The sequence below is a fragment of the Allobosea sp. 01N443 genome (assembly GCF_056399325.1).
The window spans coordinates 35,829-49,360 of sequence record NZ_JBFTRC010000013.1; the positions used below are offsets into that span (position 1 = coordinate 35,829).

Below are 13,532 nucleotides of genomic sequence, written 5' to 3' on the forward strand. Positions count from 1 at the left end.
TCCTATGGCCGGCCCGATCGCACGACAGACAGGCCGGAGGACCCTGGGTCTAGCCGATCTCCTCACGCAGCATCTCGAGCTCCAGCCAGCGCTCTTCGGCCTGGTGGATCTCGCGTGTGACCTCGTCCAGCCGGGCCGTTGCCTTGGCAAAGAGCTTGGGATCGCGCGTGTAAAGATCGCCGGAGACAGCCGTGTTGAGCTTGGCGGCCTCCCCCTGAAGGGCCTCGATGCGCTTCGGCAGCGTCTCCAGTGCGTGCTTCTCGTTGAAGGAGAGCTTCCGCTTGCTGGATGCCACCGTCGCGGCAGCAGCCAGTTTGGCGGCTGGAGCAACGGCCTTCTCCGCCACAGCACGCGCCTTCGCGCCGACGCCGCGGCCACGCTGCGCGAGCATGTCGGAATAGCCACCCGCAAACTCGGTCCAGATTCCGTCCCCATCCGAGATCAGCGTCGCGGAAACCACACGGTCGATGAAGTCGCGGTCATGGCTGACCAGCAACACCGTCCCCTGGTAGTCCGCCAGCAACTCCTGAAGCAGGTCCAGCGTTTCGAGATCGAGATCGTTGGTCGGCTCGTCCAGGACCAGCAGGTTCGATGGCTTTGCCAGGGCCCGTGCCAGCATCAGCCGCCCGCGCTCGCCCCCCGAGAGCGCTCCAACCGGCGTGCCGCGCTGGATCGGCTGGAACAGGAAGTCCTTCATGTAGCTGATGACATGGCGCGGCTGCCCGCCGACCATGACCTGGTCGGAGCCGCCGCCAGTCAGAGCATCGCCGAGTGGCGTCGCCGGGTCGAGGCTTTCACGGCGTTGGTCGAGCGTCACCATTTCGAGTGAGACGCCGAGCTTGATCTTGCCGGAATCCGGCTGCAGCGCTCCGGTCAGCAGGTTGATCAACGTGGTCTTGCCAGCGCCATTCGGTCCGACGATGCCGATCCGGTCTCCGCGCGCCACGCGCAGCGAGAGATTCTTGACCACAACATTGTCGTCATAGGCCTTGGCGACGTCGATCGCCTCGATCACCAGCTTGCCCGACATCTGGGCCTCGCTGGCCTCGAGCCGGACCGAACCGACCGCACCGCGCGCCGTGCGGCGCTGGTCGCGCAGCGCATGGAGATCGCCGAGGCGGCGCTGGTTGCGTGTGCGACGTGCGCTGACGCCGTAGCGCAGCCAGTCCTCCTCGCGCGCGATCTTGCGGTCGAGCTTGTGCCGGTCGAGTTCCTCCTGCGCCAGCACCTCGTCACGCCAGGCCTCGAATTCGCCAAAACCACGATCCATGCGCCGCGTCTGGCCGCGATCGAGCCAGATCGTCGCGCGCGAAAGCGAGGTCAGAAAGCGCCGGTCGTGGCTGATCAGGACCATGGCGGAGCGCAGCGACTTCAACTCCTGTTCAAGCCACTCGATCACCGGCAGGTCGAGATGGTTGGTCGGTTCGTCGAGCAACAGGATGTCGGGCTCCGGCGCCAACACACGCGCCAGCGCCGCACGACGAGACTCGCCGCCCGACATGGTGGCCGGGTCCTCATCTCCGGTCAGGCCCAGCTCCTCGACGAGATAACGGGCGCGGTAGGCATCGTCGCCAGGGCCGAGGCCAGCCTCGACATAAGCAAGCGACGTCCTGTAGCCGGTGAAATCCGGCTCCYGCGGCAGGTAGCGGACAGTCGCCCCCGGCTGCAGGAAGCGCTCGGCGCTGTCGGGCTCGACCAGCCCGGCCGCGATCTTGAGCAGCGTCGACTTGCCCGAGCCGTTTCGGCCGACCAGGCAGACCCGCTCGCCCGGCGATACTGCGATCTCCGCGCTTTCGAGCAGGGGCTGGCCGCCAAAGGTCAGGGCGACGTCGCGCAGGTGGAGCAGAGGAGCCATTCGATACCCGTTGATTGTCGAGCGGTCGGGATAGACTGGCACGCCCGGCCTGTCACTCCGCCACGGCGTCACGGCCCCTTGCGCAATGCAATATCCATTATAGGATACAAAACGTATCTCTTAATGGATAGACTGCCGTGACCCGCCCTCCTTCCCGCAGAGCCCGCAATGCCAGGATCGGCGACAATGGCGGCCCGCCGCTCGAAGACACGGCCCAGCGCCAGCCGGAATGGGGCAAGGGCGAGATCGGACGCTATTTCGACTGGCGCTTTGCGTCGCGCAAGGCCTGGAAGAAGCCGCCCGCTATCGCTTTGCGACGTCAGGAGCGGGCCGAGGAGCTCGGCCTGACCTATGAGGAATACACGCTCGAAGTCATGGAGCGGGGCTATTTTCCGCAGCCGAAGGATGTCACGGCGATTGTCGCCAAGCGCGAGGAGAGGCGTAAGGCCGGCGGCATCGTCGGCCAGTCTTTGAAGGGAATGCGCCTGAAACGGCAGCGCGATTAGGCCTCAAGCCGCTTCCTGAGCCAGCGCGTCGCCGGTCGCTCGAACCAGCGATAGATCAGCACCGAAGCGATCACCGAGGCGCTGAGTGCCGTCAGGACATAGAGGCCGGGCCAGCCCGGAGCCACACGTGCAAAGATTTCGCGAAGCGCCCGGATCGCAAATGGGTGAACGAGATAGAGCGCGTAGGAAGCATCGCCGAGACCGGCAAGGCCGCGAACAAGGGCCGATGGCGCCGAATTGCCGCTGCCGGATGACGCCGCCGCGACCAGGAGCATGGCAGCCGAACCCCGCAGCAGGAAGGACATCCAGGGCGTGTCTGCCCCGGGAAGCCAGGCTGCCAGCAGCAGGATCGCGACGCCCAGGGCAGCAACGAGCCAGCGCGGCCCACCCGTGAGCCGAAAGCCCTGCCGCCTCAACAGGGCCAACCCCATCCCGGCGGCGAATTCCAGCACGATCGGCTGCCCCCAGAAGCCGAATGGCAATGGCAGGGGGCCAGACAGAGCCTCGGTCGCAACCAGCACCGCGAGCGCCAGCGTCACCACCAGGACGACTGCGGCCCGCGGCAGGAGGAGCGCTGCGCCGAACAGCACGTAGAACAGCATCTCGTAGTTCAGTGTCCAGCCGAGCGAGTAGACGGGCTGGACGAGACCGGCAGATGAGACGGCCGGCCAGAACAGATAGGATGCCAGAATCTGCCCGAGATCGGGCGCAGCCGAATTGAGCGCACCGGGGAGCAGCAATCCCGCCAGCAGGAACAGCGTCGTCGCCGCCCAGTAGAGCGGCACGATGCGGGCAAGCCGGCGCGTCAGGAACAGGCGAGGCGCATCCTTGCGACCAAAGAGCTCGCCGGACGCATGCACCATGATGAAGCCGGAGACGACGAAGAAGATATCGACGCCAGCCATCCAGGGCACGAGATGGGAGGGCGTGAAACTCGCACCCGAGCGCTGGGCCAAAGCAAGCGCGTCCGGCTGGACGTGATGCACGGCGACCATGAATGCCGCGAAGGCGCGCAGAACCTGGATGCCATAGAGCTGGGACAAGGAGCGGAAAAGCCCTGACGAGAGAATGCGGCGCTCTGCGCTGATCGCGAAGCGTAGCTGCTACCCGCCGTTCACGGAAACCACAATCGGGCTTTGTCGTCGAGACCAAAGCGGGCCGGAGATTCCGCAATGGCTGCAAGCCCCTGCTCGGCAGCGTCCGGTGCCGTGATGACGTGYAGGGCGAAGCGCGCCGCAAGTTCCTCCATCGGCGGCTTGCCATTGAACATGGCATGAAGCGCGGCATTCCCCGCGAGCGGCAGGAGGCGCGGCACGATTCCGCCGGCGATATAGACGCCACCGGTCGCCTTGAAGATAAGGGCGAGATCGCCGGCAACACGCGCCAGCAAGCGCCAGAAGCGGATGACCGCCATCAGCGCGGCAGGGTTGCCGTCGAGCGCCAGTGTCGTCACATCAGCGGCGCTGACCCGCGCCTCCTCCATGCCTGTTTCGCTGGCGATGGCGCGATGCAGGCGCACCAGACCATCACCGCTCAAGAGCGCCTCGACCGTGACGCGCGGCAGACCGGCCGCCAGCGCCGGCCAGATCTTCTCCTCCGCCTGATCCTCGGGCCCGACGCCGATATGCCCGGCCTCGGTCGGAATCAATGCGCCCCTGCCATTCCGGCTGACCAGAGCTGCCGCACCAAAGCCGGTCCCGGGTCCGAGCACGAGACGCACTCCCTCCGCCTCGGGCTGCCCCGGCACCAAGGTGACCATGTCCTGCGGCTTCAAGACAGCGAGCGAGGCGGCGAGCGCCTCGAAATCATTCACCAGCAGCCCCTGCACCAGCCCAAGCTCGGCGGCCATGCCAGGCCCGTCGAAATACCAATTGGCATTGGTCAGCTGGGCAGTACGTCCATCGAGCGGCCCTGCTACCGCAAGAACCGCCGAGCGAGGGCGTGGATCGAGAGATGCCAGAACTGAGGCCAGCGCTGCATCTGGTGTCGGATAACTGCCGGTCTGGATACGCGCCAGCGGCTCAGGCCGTGCACCGGCGTGCTGCACGAGCGAAAGGCGGGAATTGGTCCCACCAATATCAGCAACGAGGACCGGGTAGGCAAAGGGCTCGGCGCGCATCGCTCAGGCCTGCTTTTTCCAGTCGGAGAACCAGCCTAACCCCTCGAGCGTCCCGGCCCTTGGCCGGTACTCGCAGCCGACAAAGCCAGTATAGCCGAGACCGTCGAGTTCAGCGAACAGACGCGGATAATCCGGGCCAAGCGCGTCCGGTTCATGGCGGCCATTGGCGCTGGCGATCTGGACGTGGCCGACCAGCGGATAGAGCGCCTTGAGCTTGCCCGAAACGTCGCCGTGGATCAGCTCGCAGTGATACATATCGAACTGCAGCCTGACATTAGGCCGCCCGGATTCGCGGACATAAGCCGCGGCCACATCGAAATCATTGAGAAAATAGCCCGGCATATCCTTGCCGTTGATCGGCTCGAGCAGGAGATCGATGCCATGCTCGGCGAGCTTGTCAGCGGCATAGGCGAGCGAAGCACGATAGGCCGCCTGGGCGGCCGGATCCACGGGATCGGCATGTCCCGCCATCATGTGCAGGCGCTTGACCCCGGTGGCATGCGCATAGGTCAACGCGGTTTCGACGGAGGCGCGGAACTCCGCCTCCCGGCCCGGAATGGCGGCCATGCCGCGCTCGCCCTTGGCCCAGTCGCCCGGCGGCAGATTGAACAGCGCCTGCTCGAGTTCAGCCCCCGCCAGCGCAAGGCTCACCTGCTCGACAGGGTGTTCATAGGGGAACAGGAACTCCACGGCCTCGAAGCCAGCCTCCGCGGCCGCCTTGAAGCGGTCGAGGAACTCCCACTCGTTGAACATCATCGACAGATTGGCGGCAAAACGCGGCATGGCATCCTCAGGCAAACGAAACGCGTGCCAACCTATCGGGCTGCACGCCCTGCGTCATGTGAGAACGCAACAGAGGAGCTTTGCGTTCCGATGGGAGATCAGCCTCCTCGTCGCGAAGTCATCCCGGATGACCAGCGGGCCCGGGGACATCGCGAGGGAACTCGGGAGCGCTGCTATTTCTTGGCAGGCGCCGCCGGCGGGTTCGGATCCCTGGAGAAATTGCGGAAGACCATGTCCGGCGAAGAGGTATTGTGACGCGAGTGGGTCGTGCGGCCCATCCAGATATCGCTCGCCTTGCCGCCGCTGAAGGGCATCAGCAGTTCCTCGCGCCAGCCCTTGGCTCCGGGCTCGCGTATGGCGATGCGGGCGACGTCGTTGTTGAACTCGGTGACGTACATCGACCGCAGCGCCACAAAGGCCTTGCCGCCGGTAACCGGCTTGTCGAGCACGGCATCCAGCACCATGCGGTTCTCGTCGACACTGTCGAGCTTGAGCGTCGCAGCCGAGCCATCCTTGAAGTTCATCTTGAAGGAGGTCGTCTTCGGGTCGAACTCGATCTCCTTGATGTTCACCACCGGCCGTGCGCCATCCTGTTCGATCGGTCCGAACAGGAAGGATGAGCCGTAGGAGGAGAAGCCGAGATGTTGCGGCGGCATCGGCCGGGCGCGCCAGTAGCCGTCCTGCGGGTAGACCACGAGGACTTCATAGGATTTGTCCTTGCCGAGCTTCCAGAGCTGCACGAGATGCAGGCCCTTCTCGACCCGGTCTCCAACCTTGAAAGTGGTGTCCGACGGCCGCCAGAAGGTCGGGAAGGTGTAACCGACGAGCCAATAATCGATGCTCTCGTAGAAGGTGACCCGGCGCGGCGGTGTCGGCGCGGTGAAGACGGGGTCGCCGGTCATATCGCAGGCGGTCCAGTCTGCGTCCCAGTTATCGCGGACCAGCCCGGCGATATAGGCCGGATGTGCCGCCTCGATCTGGAACCGCCGCACTTCAGGCGAGATCGCCTTGATCGTGACGTTGTCCTTCTCGGCGCAAAGCACCGGCTCCGACTCGTTCTTCACCTCGACAGCGACATCGCCCGCAGCGTGCACCGGCGCGGCGAGAAGCAGGAGAGAGAGCGAGAGAGCGATTGGGCGGGCGAGGCTGAACATGACCATCCTTCGAAAACGGCTTTCGACGCCAGCATGGCGAAGGCCTGATGAATGCAAGCTGGCTGGTTCCCTCTTAGGGCGTGCGGGCAGCCGATGAAAGCATGCGCCTGCAGAGACGGAGGCTCAGCAGGCGGTCGTTTCAACCGATGACAGGCAGTGGTTCACGGCTGACTCGCGCCATCGGGGAACGCGTGCAAATACAACTTCTGCTGGCCGGAGCCCTGATGCTCCTCATCGGGCTGGTCCACTCCGTCCTCGGCGTCCTGGCGGCGACGAAGGGCAGGCATCCGGGCCGGCTCGTCTCCTTGCGGCAGCGGTGCTGGTCCGGCGGGGGGCCGGCAGTTTGAGCAATGCGACGATGCCCGCTGCTCAGCCCTGCAGGATAGCGTAGACATCGCCAGAGTTCGCCGAATGCGGCAAATCACGCAGGTAGCCGCCCATTGCTTCGGCGCTGGCCTCCTCGGAGAGTTCAAGGAACTGGCTTTCACCGAGTGCAACGTTGAAACGGTACGGCCCCATAGTCTCGAGCAGCGCGAGGCAGCCCTCAGCGACATCGCGCTGGATCGTGGTGAACTCGAACGAGATCACCGGCACCCGCCGCGAGAGCCCGGCAAGGACATTGGCCTCGAAACCCTCGACATCGATCTTGATGAAGGCGGGCTCGCCATAGCGCGAGATCAGAGCATCGAGCGTCGTGCAAGGCACCGTGATCTGGCGATCCCAGACCTGGTCTGCCCAGCCCTCGGCGCCGCGGGCGGCACCGACGAACTGCTCGGAGACGGTCGAGACGGTCGGATTCGCACTGTTGATCCTGAGCGTCACAGTACCGGCCCGGTCGCCGCAGGCGGCCTGTACCAGAGTGACATTCGGATCCCGACCGTGAATGAGGCGAATGGCGCGCGCCGGGCCGGGTTGCGGCTCCAGCGCAACAACCCGCGCACCGAGCCGACGGAAGGAGGAAATCCGGTCGCCGACATKGGCTCCGATATCGAAAGCGAGATCGCCGGGCTTCAGGAAACTTGCATAGAGCGCATCCATTGCCGCGTGGCGTTCGCGATCACGRTGATAGACCCTGAGCGAGCGCGCAATCGCCTTGGCCGTACCCTTGGGATAGGTCACCCCCGTCACGCGTGCGTCTCCGCCTGGATGGCGACAAGTTCGGCCGGAGCATCGAAATCCTCAGGGATACCGCAGAGACCGCGGGCGACGAACCATTCGCCCAGCGCCGGTGCGGCGGTCAGCATGGCAAAGGGAATCGCCAGCACATAGCCGGCAGTCAGCGGCAGCGACCAGAGCAGCACCGCTGGCGACAAGATGGCGAGCGTAACGAAGATATAGAGCCCGAAAAGCAGATGCGGCCACAAACCTGCGAATGCCGTCGCAAAGGACAACGCGTGTGCGTCGCGCGACTGGCCGTTCCAGCCGATCTTCGCTCGCCCGAAGGCTAGGCCGATCATGAACAGCGTCGTGCGAAAGGTCGAGACCGCTCCCTGCAGGAAGGCAAAGACGATCTCGATCAGCGACGAGGCGATGAAACGGCCCGTGCCGCCGTAACGCTTCGTGCCTCCTCTGGTCAGCAGGATATCGGCAAAGCCCGCCAGCTTGGGCGAGAGATACATCGTGAAGAACATCACGTAGAGGAAAGCCGCGAGCCCCGCCGGGTATCCGGCGATATTGCCATCCTCGAGCACCTTCCAGGGCAGTAACGCGATCATCAGCGTCCAGGCGGGCAGGCCGAGGAACATCAGGATCGCCCAGACGAGCTGGAAGCGGCTCATCGGCTTCAGGCCCGGCAGATCGAGCAGCTTGAGATATTGCAGGTTGCCCAGGCACCAGCGCAGATCGCGCTTGGCGAATTCGAGCATGGTCGGGGGGTTCTCCTCCCAGCTTCCCATCTCCTCCGGCAGCACGCGCACCTCATAGCCGGCGCGGCGCATCAGGGTCGCCTCGACCTGATCATGGCTCATCACCGCCCCGCCCAGCGGCGGGCCGCCAGGYAGCACGGGCAGATGGCATTCATCGCGGAAGGGCGCGATCCGCACCATGGCGTTGTGCCCCCAGAACGGCCCGCACTCGCCGATCCACCAGGCCGAGCCCATCGTGTAAGGGCGCATGCCGTGACGCATGCCGAATTGGAAGATCCGAGCGAAGGCCGACCTGCTCGGCATGCCGACGACAAGGCTCTGCAGGATGCCGAGCCGCGGATGGGCCTGCATCATGCGGGTCAGCCTGACGATCGCCTCGCCCGACATCACGCTGTCGGCGTCGAGCGGCAGCATCAGCTCGTAGCGATCGCCCCAGCGCTCGCAGAATTCACGGACATTGCCGGCCTTGAAGCCGGCATTGTCGGTCCGGCGGCGATAGGTCACCCGGCCGCTCTCGCCGAGCTCGCTCGCCCACCCCTCGGCGAGCGCCTCCTCCGCAGCGGCGACACGAGGATCATTGCTGTCGGAGAGCACGAAATAGTCGTACCAGCCGCCCTGCCCTGTCGCGTCAAGGCTTTGCTTGACCACGCGCAGGCGACGGAAGGCCCGCGCGGGGTCCTCGTTGCGAAGGGTCATCAAGACTGCAGTGCGAACCGCCAACGGTGTCGCGACATCGCCGTCAGCGGCGAACGGCGCAACCTGCTCGCGCCCGTCCTCGACCCCATGCAGCAGCCAGAGCCCGATTGCAGCATTCCAGAAGCCGAGCACGGTCCAGGGAGCGCCGAACAGGAAGGCGACGAAGATCACCATATCGGCAAGCGTCCAGCCGCCCGCTCCCAGCACCCGCGACACCCCGAAGAGAAGGCCGGCGAGCGTGACGAGATTGAGCACGAGAACCAGCAGTCGGCGGGCCCGCAGCACGCCGATCGTCTGCAGCCCGGCGGGGGTCAGCCCCGGCAGCGCATCGCCTGCCTCTTGCGCCGCCGGCTGGAACGTGGTCGGAGCGGGGCGCTGGTTCATGGCGGTTTCCGTCATGCGATGGTGCAAGGCGAGGGTCTGCTCAACATGGCGCAGGAGCTAAAGCCGGCATTCGCAGCCGGCGCAAGTTCGACGGCGATGGGCCTCTGGTATGTGGCGCCGCGTGAATGCGCCCTGAACACCGTTACGGTGCCCCCGGTGGGACCGGGTGATTGCCTTGTTCGCACGCTCTGGAGCGGCATCAGCCGTGGCACCGAGCGCCTGGTATTCGAGGGGCGCGTGCCGCCGTCCGAGCACGAGCGCATGCGCGCGCCCTTCCAGGAAGGAGCGTTCCCGTTCCCGGTCAGATATGGCTATTGTGCCGTCGGGCTGGTTGAAGACGGGCCGGCCGATATCATTGGCAAGACGGTGTTCTGCCTCCATCCGCATCAGAGCCATTTCGTGGCGCCGCGCGAACGCCTAACGGTTGTGCCCGATGCCGTTCCTGCTCGCCGCGCGGTGCTCGCCGCCAATATGGAAACAGCGCTGAACGCGCATTGGGATGCCGCATCAGGTCCCGGCGACCGCATCGTCGTCGTCGGCGGCGGCGTGCTCGGCCTGCTGGTTGCCTGGATTGCGGCGCGGATGCCCGGTGCCGATGTGACCCTGGTCGATATCGACCCCGGCCGCGCGACGCTGGCGGAACAGCTCGGCTTCGGTTTCGCCCGGCCCGGCGCCGCCCCCGAGAACGCCGATCTCGTCTTCCATGCCAGCGCCTCGGCGCCAGGGCTTGCCACGGCGATAGCAGCGGCCGGTTTCGAGGCCCGCATCGTCGAGCTGAGCTGGTATGGCGAGGGCGTTGTGCCCGCCGCGCTCGGCGGCGCCTTCCATTCCAAGCGATTGCAGATCGTCTCCTCGCAGGTTGGGCAGGTCTCACCTTCGCGCCGTTCCCGATGGGACTACGCCAGGCGCGCCCAGGCCGCGATGGCCCTCCTCGCCGACGAACGTCTGGACGGGCTGATCACGCAGGAAATCCTCTTCGCCGACGCTCCGGCGCAGCTTCCCGGCGTGCTGTCAGCAGATTGGCGCGGGCTTGCGGCAGTGCTGCGCTATTGACCTGACACAGGCGCGTTGGCCAAGACAGGAGCCTGCCGACGCGCCGGCTCAAGGGAGTTGCAAATGTTTTCCGTCGAAGTCCGCGACCGCATCATGATCGGCCACTCGCTGCCCGATCCGTTCTTCGGCCCGGCGCAGAACATGCACGGCGCAACTTTCGTGGTCGATGTCGCCTTCTTCCGCGAGCGGCTTACGCGCCAGAATGTCGTGGTCGATATCGGCGCCGCGCTCGACGTGCTGAACAAGACGCTGAAGCCGTTGAACTATCAGAACCTCGATACGCTGCCGCAGTTTTCCGGCGTGCTCACCACCACCGAATTCCTCTGCAAATACATCTTCGACGCGATCGCTGGAGCCGCGAAGTCGGGGGCCCTCGGCGAGGACGGCGCCGGGCTGTCCCGCATCCGCGTCACCTTACATGAGACCGACCTCGCCCGCGCCAGCTATGAGGGCGCCCTCGCGTGAGCGAGATCGTCTTCGCGATCCCCGGCGAGATCGACCTGCCTACGGGCGGCTACGGCTATGATCGTCGCCTCCTGCGGGAATGGCGCGCGAACGGCGTCGCGGCGCGGCATCTCCCCCTCCCCGGTTCCTTCCCAAACCCGACGCCGCAGGCTCTCGACGAGACCCGGCGGCTGTTTCTGTCACAGCCTTCCGATCACGTCCTGCTGATCGACGGATTGGCCTATGGAGCCTTTCCGGAAAACATCGCAGCCGGCCTGGCCGGTCGCGTGGTCGCGCTGGTGCACCACCCCCTCGGCTTCGAAACCGGACTTGAAACGGAGCAGGCCCGAGCGCTGATTGCGCGCGAAACCGCCGCCCTGCGTCATGCGAGCGCCATCATCGTCACGAGTCCGGCGACCAAGCGCCTTCTGGTCTCCGATTTCGGAGTCCCCGCCGGGCGCATCGCAGTGGCGGAACCCGGCGTCGATCGGGCACCGCGTGCTGCCGGCGGGCGCCCGGACGAGCCGCTGCAACTGCTCGCGGTCGGGTCCCTCGTCCCGCGCAAAGGCTACGACATCCTGGTTGAGGCCTTGCGCCCGCTGCAGGGCCTTGCCTGGCGGCTCACGATCATCGGCGCAGCCGACCGTGCACCCGCGACAACGCTCGCGCTCAAGGCACAGATCGCGTCTTCCGGGCTTCAAGACCGGATCACGCTGGCGGGGGCCGTCGGCGAGGCCGAGCTGGCGCAGGCTTATGACAAGGCCGACACTTTCGTGATGCCCTCCCTCTTCGAGGGATATGGCATGGTGCTGACCGAAGCGATGGCGCGAGGCCTGCCGATCCTGTGCACCACCGGCGGCGCAGCAGCTGAAACAGTGCCGGATGCCGCCGCCATCAAGGTTGCTCCCGGCGATGCCGGCGCATTGACCAGGGCGTTGAGGGAGCTTCTGGCTCAACCGACTGGCAGAAAGCGCCTCGCCGATGCCTCCTGGGCCGCGGCCGAGACATTGCCTCGCTGGCAAGACACCGCGACGATCGTCGCCGAGACCTGCCGAAAGGTGTTTGCATGAGCGGCTTTTCTCCAGACTGGCTGGCCCTGCGCGAGCCGGCCGATCACTCGGCACGCAACCCGCAATTGCTTGCAGCCGTTGGCGCCCATTTCTCCAGCCGTCCATCGCTCACCATCGTCGATCTCGGCTGTGGCGCAGGCTCCAACCTACGCGGTACCTATTCCGCGCTACCCGCCCGGCAGCACTGGACGCTCGTCGATTTCGATGAGCGCCTGCTTGGCGTCGCTCGCGAGCGCCTCGCGGCCTGGGCCGATGACGTCCGCGAGCAGGGCGAGGAGCTCGTTCTGAGCAAGGGCGGCAAGACGATCACCGTCGATACCCGCAAGGCGGACCTGAACAAGGATCTCGAATGGGTCCTGGGCTGGCAGCCCGATCTGGTGACCGCCGCAGCCCTGTTCGACCTCACCTCGAAGCGATGGCTCGAACGCTTCGTCGCCGCACTCGTGAGCCAGAACGTCCCGCTTTACACGGTGCTGACCTATGACGGTCGCGAGCAGTGGCAGCCGAAACATGACGCCGACGCCAGGGTCCTGGCGGCCTTCCACCATCATCAGCACAGCGACAAAGGCTTTGGTCCAGCCGCTGGACCGGATGCTACGGAGGCGATGGCCGAGGCTTTCCGCAAATCCGGCTTCGCGGTTTCCACCGGCGAAAGTCCGTGGTTGATCGACGAGAGCCAGCGCGAATTGGCGGAGGCCCTGACCAAGGGCATCGCCGAGGCGGTCACCGAAACCGGCCATGTCGACCCCGCCACGGTCGCAGACTGGCTGGAGGCCAAGCGCGCGACCGTGTCCGGGCTCGTCGGCCATCAGGACCTCTGGGCCCGGCCCGTCTGAAGCGGGTCGGCTAGCGCGATCCCGGCCACATCCGCCGCAGCACACCGTCTTTACGGATGARACGGTGATAGATCACGGCTGCGATATGCGCTGCGATCAGCAGGGCCATGCCGAGCGCCAGCCACCCGTGGATATTGAGCACCCTCTTCGCCATATCCTCGTTCGGCGCAGCGAGTGCCGGTAGATCGAACAGATCGAAGATCGTCAGCGCTGGAAAGAGCGACACACCGATCCAGCCCAGGATCGGCACGATGAGCAGCAGGCCGTAGAGCAGCCAATGCACCAGATGCGAACCGGCCTTGTGCCACCACAGCAGGGTCGGCTCGTCGGACGGGGCGCCATGCAGCAGGCGATAAGCCAGTCGCCCGGCCATCAGCCAGAGCAGCGTGAAGCCGATCAGCTTATGCGCGCTGTAGAGAGAATTGGTCAGTGCATCCCAGATATCCAGCGTCTTGCCGCGATAGGTCATCGCCAGGCCAAGCGGGATCATCACGAGGACGAGCGCAACGATCAGCCAGTGGAACCCCCGCGCGACCGGGCTGTAGATCTCTCCCATGCCCGATTTGGCGGCCTTGGCGTCGTGACTGATCACCCTGCTCTCCCATGGCTTCCTGTGATTGGGTATGCTGCTACCTTCGCCCATTCATCTCGCGTTCAATCTCACCTTCCTATACAGCTGGCGGCAACAGATTGGATGGCTGCTAAGTTCAGCCGACGTGAGGGTTTTGGCAACGGGAACCGTCTGCCCCCGGGAACGTTTCGAAACC

Annotated in this window: 13 protein-coding genes; 5 read left to right on the forward strand and 8 right to left on the reverse strand. The window is 65.6% G+C overall.

Features of this window, described 5'->3' with window-relative positions:
* Positions 1-49 precede the first annotated feature (49 nt).
* Complete coding sequence (locus AC1DRP_RS06010; RefSeq protein ID WP_476768070.1) at positions 50-1,855, reverse strand: ABC-F family ATP-binding cassette domain-containing protein; 1,806 nt, start codon at positions 1,853-1,855, stop codon at positions 50-52.
* Positions 1,856-1,992: 137 nt separating this feature from the next.
* Here AC1DRP_RS06010 and AC1DRP_RS06015 point away from each other — a divergent pair, with 137 nt between their 5' ends.
* Positions 1,993-2,361, forward strand: coding sequence for a hypothetical protein (locus AC1DRP_RS06015; RefSeq protein WP_476768071.1), 369 nt, complete (start codon positions 1,993-1,995; stop codon positions 2,359-2,361).
* On the opposite strand, the gene AC1DRP_RS06020 is transcribed toward AC1DRP_RS06015, so the two are convergent.
* The 6 genes from AC1DRP_RS06020 to mdoH all read right to left on the reverse strand — a co-directional run bounded on the left by AC1DRP_RS06020 (position 2,358) and on the right by mdoH (position 9,362).
* The gene (locus AC1DRP_RS06020) at positions 2,358-3,404 is read right to left on the reverse strand and encodes an acyltransferase family protein (protein WP_441505162.1); all 1,047 of its coding nucleotides are present in this window, start codon (positions 3,402-3,404) and stop codon (positions 2,358-2,360) included. The two genes, AC1DRP_RS06015 and AC1DRP_RS06020, sit on opposite strands and share 4 nt — an antisense overlap.
* 71 nt (positions 3,405-3,475) lie before the next feature.
* Positions 3,476-4,480 carry a glucokinase gene (locus tag AC1DRP_RS06025; protein ID WP_476768072.1) on the reverse strand — a complete coding sequence of 335 codons (1,005 nt, stop codon included), beginning with the start codon at positions 4,478-4,480 and terminating at the stop codon, positions 3,476-3,478.
* A 3-nt stretch (positions 4,481-4,483) separates the two neighbouring features.
* Complete coding sequence (gene otnI, locus AC1DRP_RS06030) at positions 4,484-5,263, reverse strand: 2-oxo-tetronate isomerase (RefSeq protein ID WP_441505161.1); 780 nt, start codon at positions 5,261-5,263, stop codon at positions 4,484-4,486.
* A 173-nt stretch (positions 5,264-5,436) separates the two neighbouring features.
* Positions 5,437-6,417: a hypothetical protein gene (locus AC1DRP_RS06035; protein ID WP_441505160.1), complete on the reverse strand. Its 981-nt coding sequence runs from the start codon at positions 6,415-6,417 to the stop codon at positions 5,437-5,439.
* Positions 6,418-6,786: 369 nt separating this feature from the next.
* Positions 6,787-7,545 carry an FkbM family methyltransferase gene (locus AC1DRP_RS06040; protein WP_476768073.1) on the reverse strand — a complete coding sequence of 253 codons (759 nt, stop codon included), beginning with the start codon at positions 7,543-7,545 and terminating at the stop codon, positions 6,787-6,789.
* Complete coding sequence (gene mdoH / locus AC1DRP_RS06045) at positions 7,542-9,362, reverse strand: glucans biosynthesis glucosyltransferase MdoH (RefSeq protein WP_441505158.1); 1,821 nt, start codon at positions 9,360-9,362, stop codon at positions 7,542-7,544. The genes AC1DRP_RS06040 and mdoH overlap by 4 nt, the downstream gene beginning before the upstream one ends.
* 45 nt (positions 9,363-9,407) lie before the next feature.
* On the opposite strand from mdoH, the gene AC1DRP_RS06050 reads away from it, so the two are divergent.
* From AC1DRP_RS06050 to AC1DRP_RS06065, 4 genes are all read left to right on the forward strand, one after another.
* Entirely contained in the window at positions 9,408-10,415 is a 1,008-nt protein-coding gene (locus AC1DRP_RS06050) for a zinc-dependent alcohol dehydrogenase (RefSeq protein WP_441505157.1), read from the forward strand.
* A gap of 63 nt (positions 10,416-10,478) precedes the next feature.
* Positions 10,479-10,880 (forward strand): 6-pyruvoyl trahydropterin synthase family protein, encoded by a 402-nt coding sequence (locus AC1DRP_RS06055; RefSeq protein ID WP_113510869.1) that lies wholly within the window; start codon positions 10,479-10,481, stop codon positions 10,878-10,880.
* Entirely contained in the window at positions 10,877-11,929 is a 1,053-nt protein-coding gene (locus AC1DRP_RS06060; RefSeq protein WP_476768074.1) for a glycosyltransferase family 4 protein, read from the forward strand. Before AC1DRP_RS06055 ends, AC1DRP_RS06060 begins: the two co-directional genes overlap by 4 nt.
* A complete protein-coding gene (locus AC1DRP_RS06065; RefSeq protein WP_441505155.1) occupies positions 11,926-12,765 on the forward strand; it encodes an SAM-dependent methyltransferase in 840 nt (279 codons plus the stop codon). The genes AC1DRP_RS06060 and AC1DRP_RS06065 overlap by 4 nt, the downstream gene beginning before the upstream one ends.
* A gap of 10 nt (positions 12,766-12,775) precedes the next feature.
* Here AC1DRP_RS06065 and AC1DRP_RS06070 read toward each other — a convergent pair whose 3' ends face one another.
* A complete protein-coding gene (locus tag AC1DRP_RS06070; protein ID WP_476768075.1) occupies positions 12,776-13,357 on the reverse strand; it encodes a cytochrome b in 582 nt (193 codons plus the stop codon).
* Positions 13,358-13,532 lie beyond the last annotated feature (175 nt).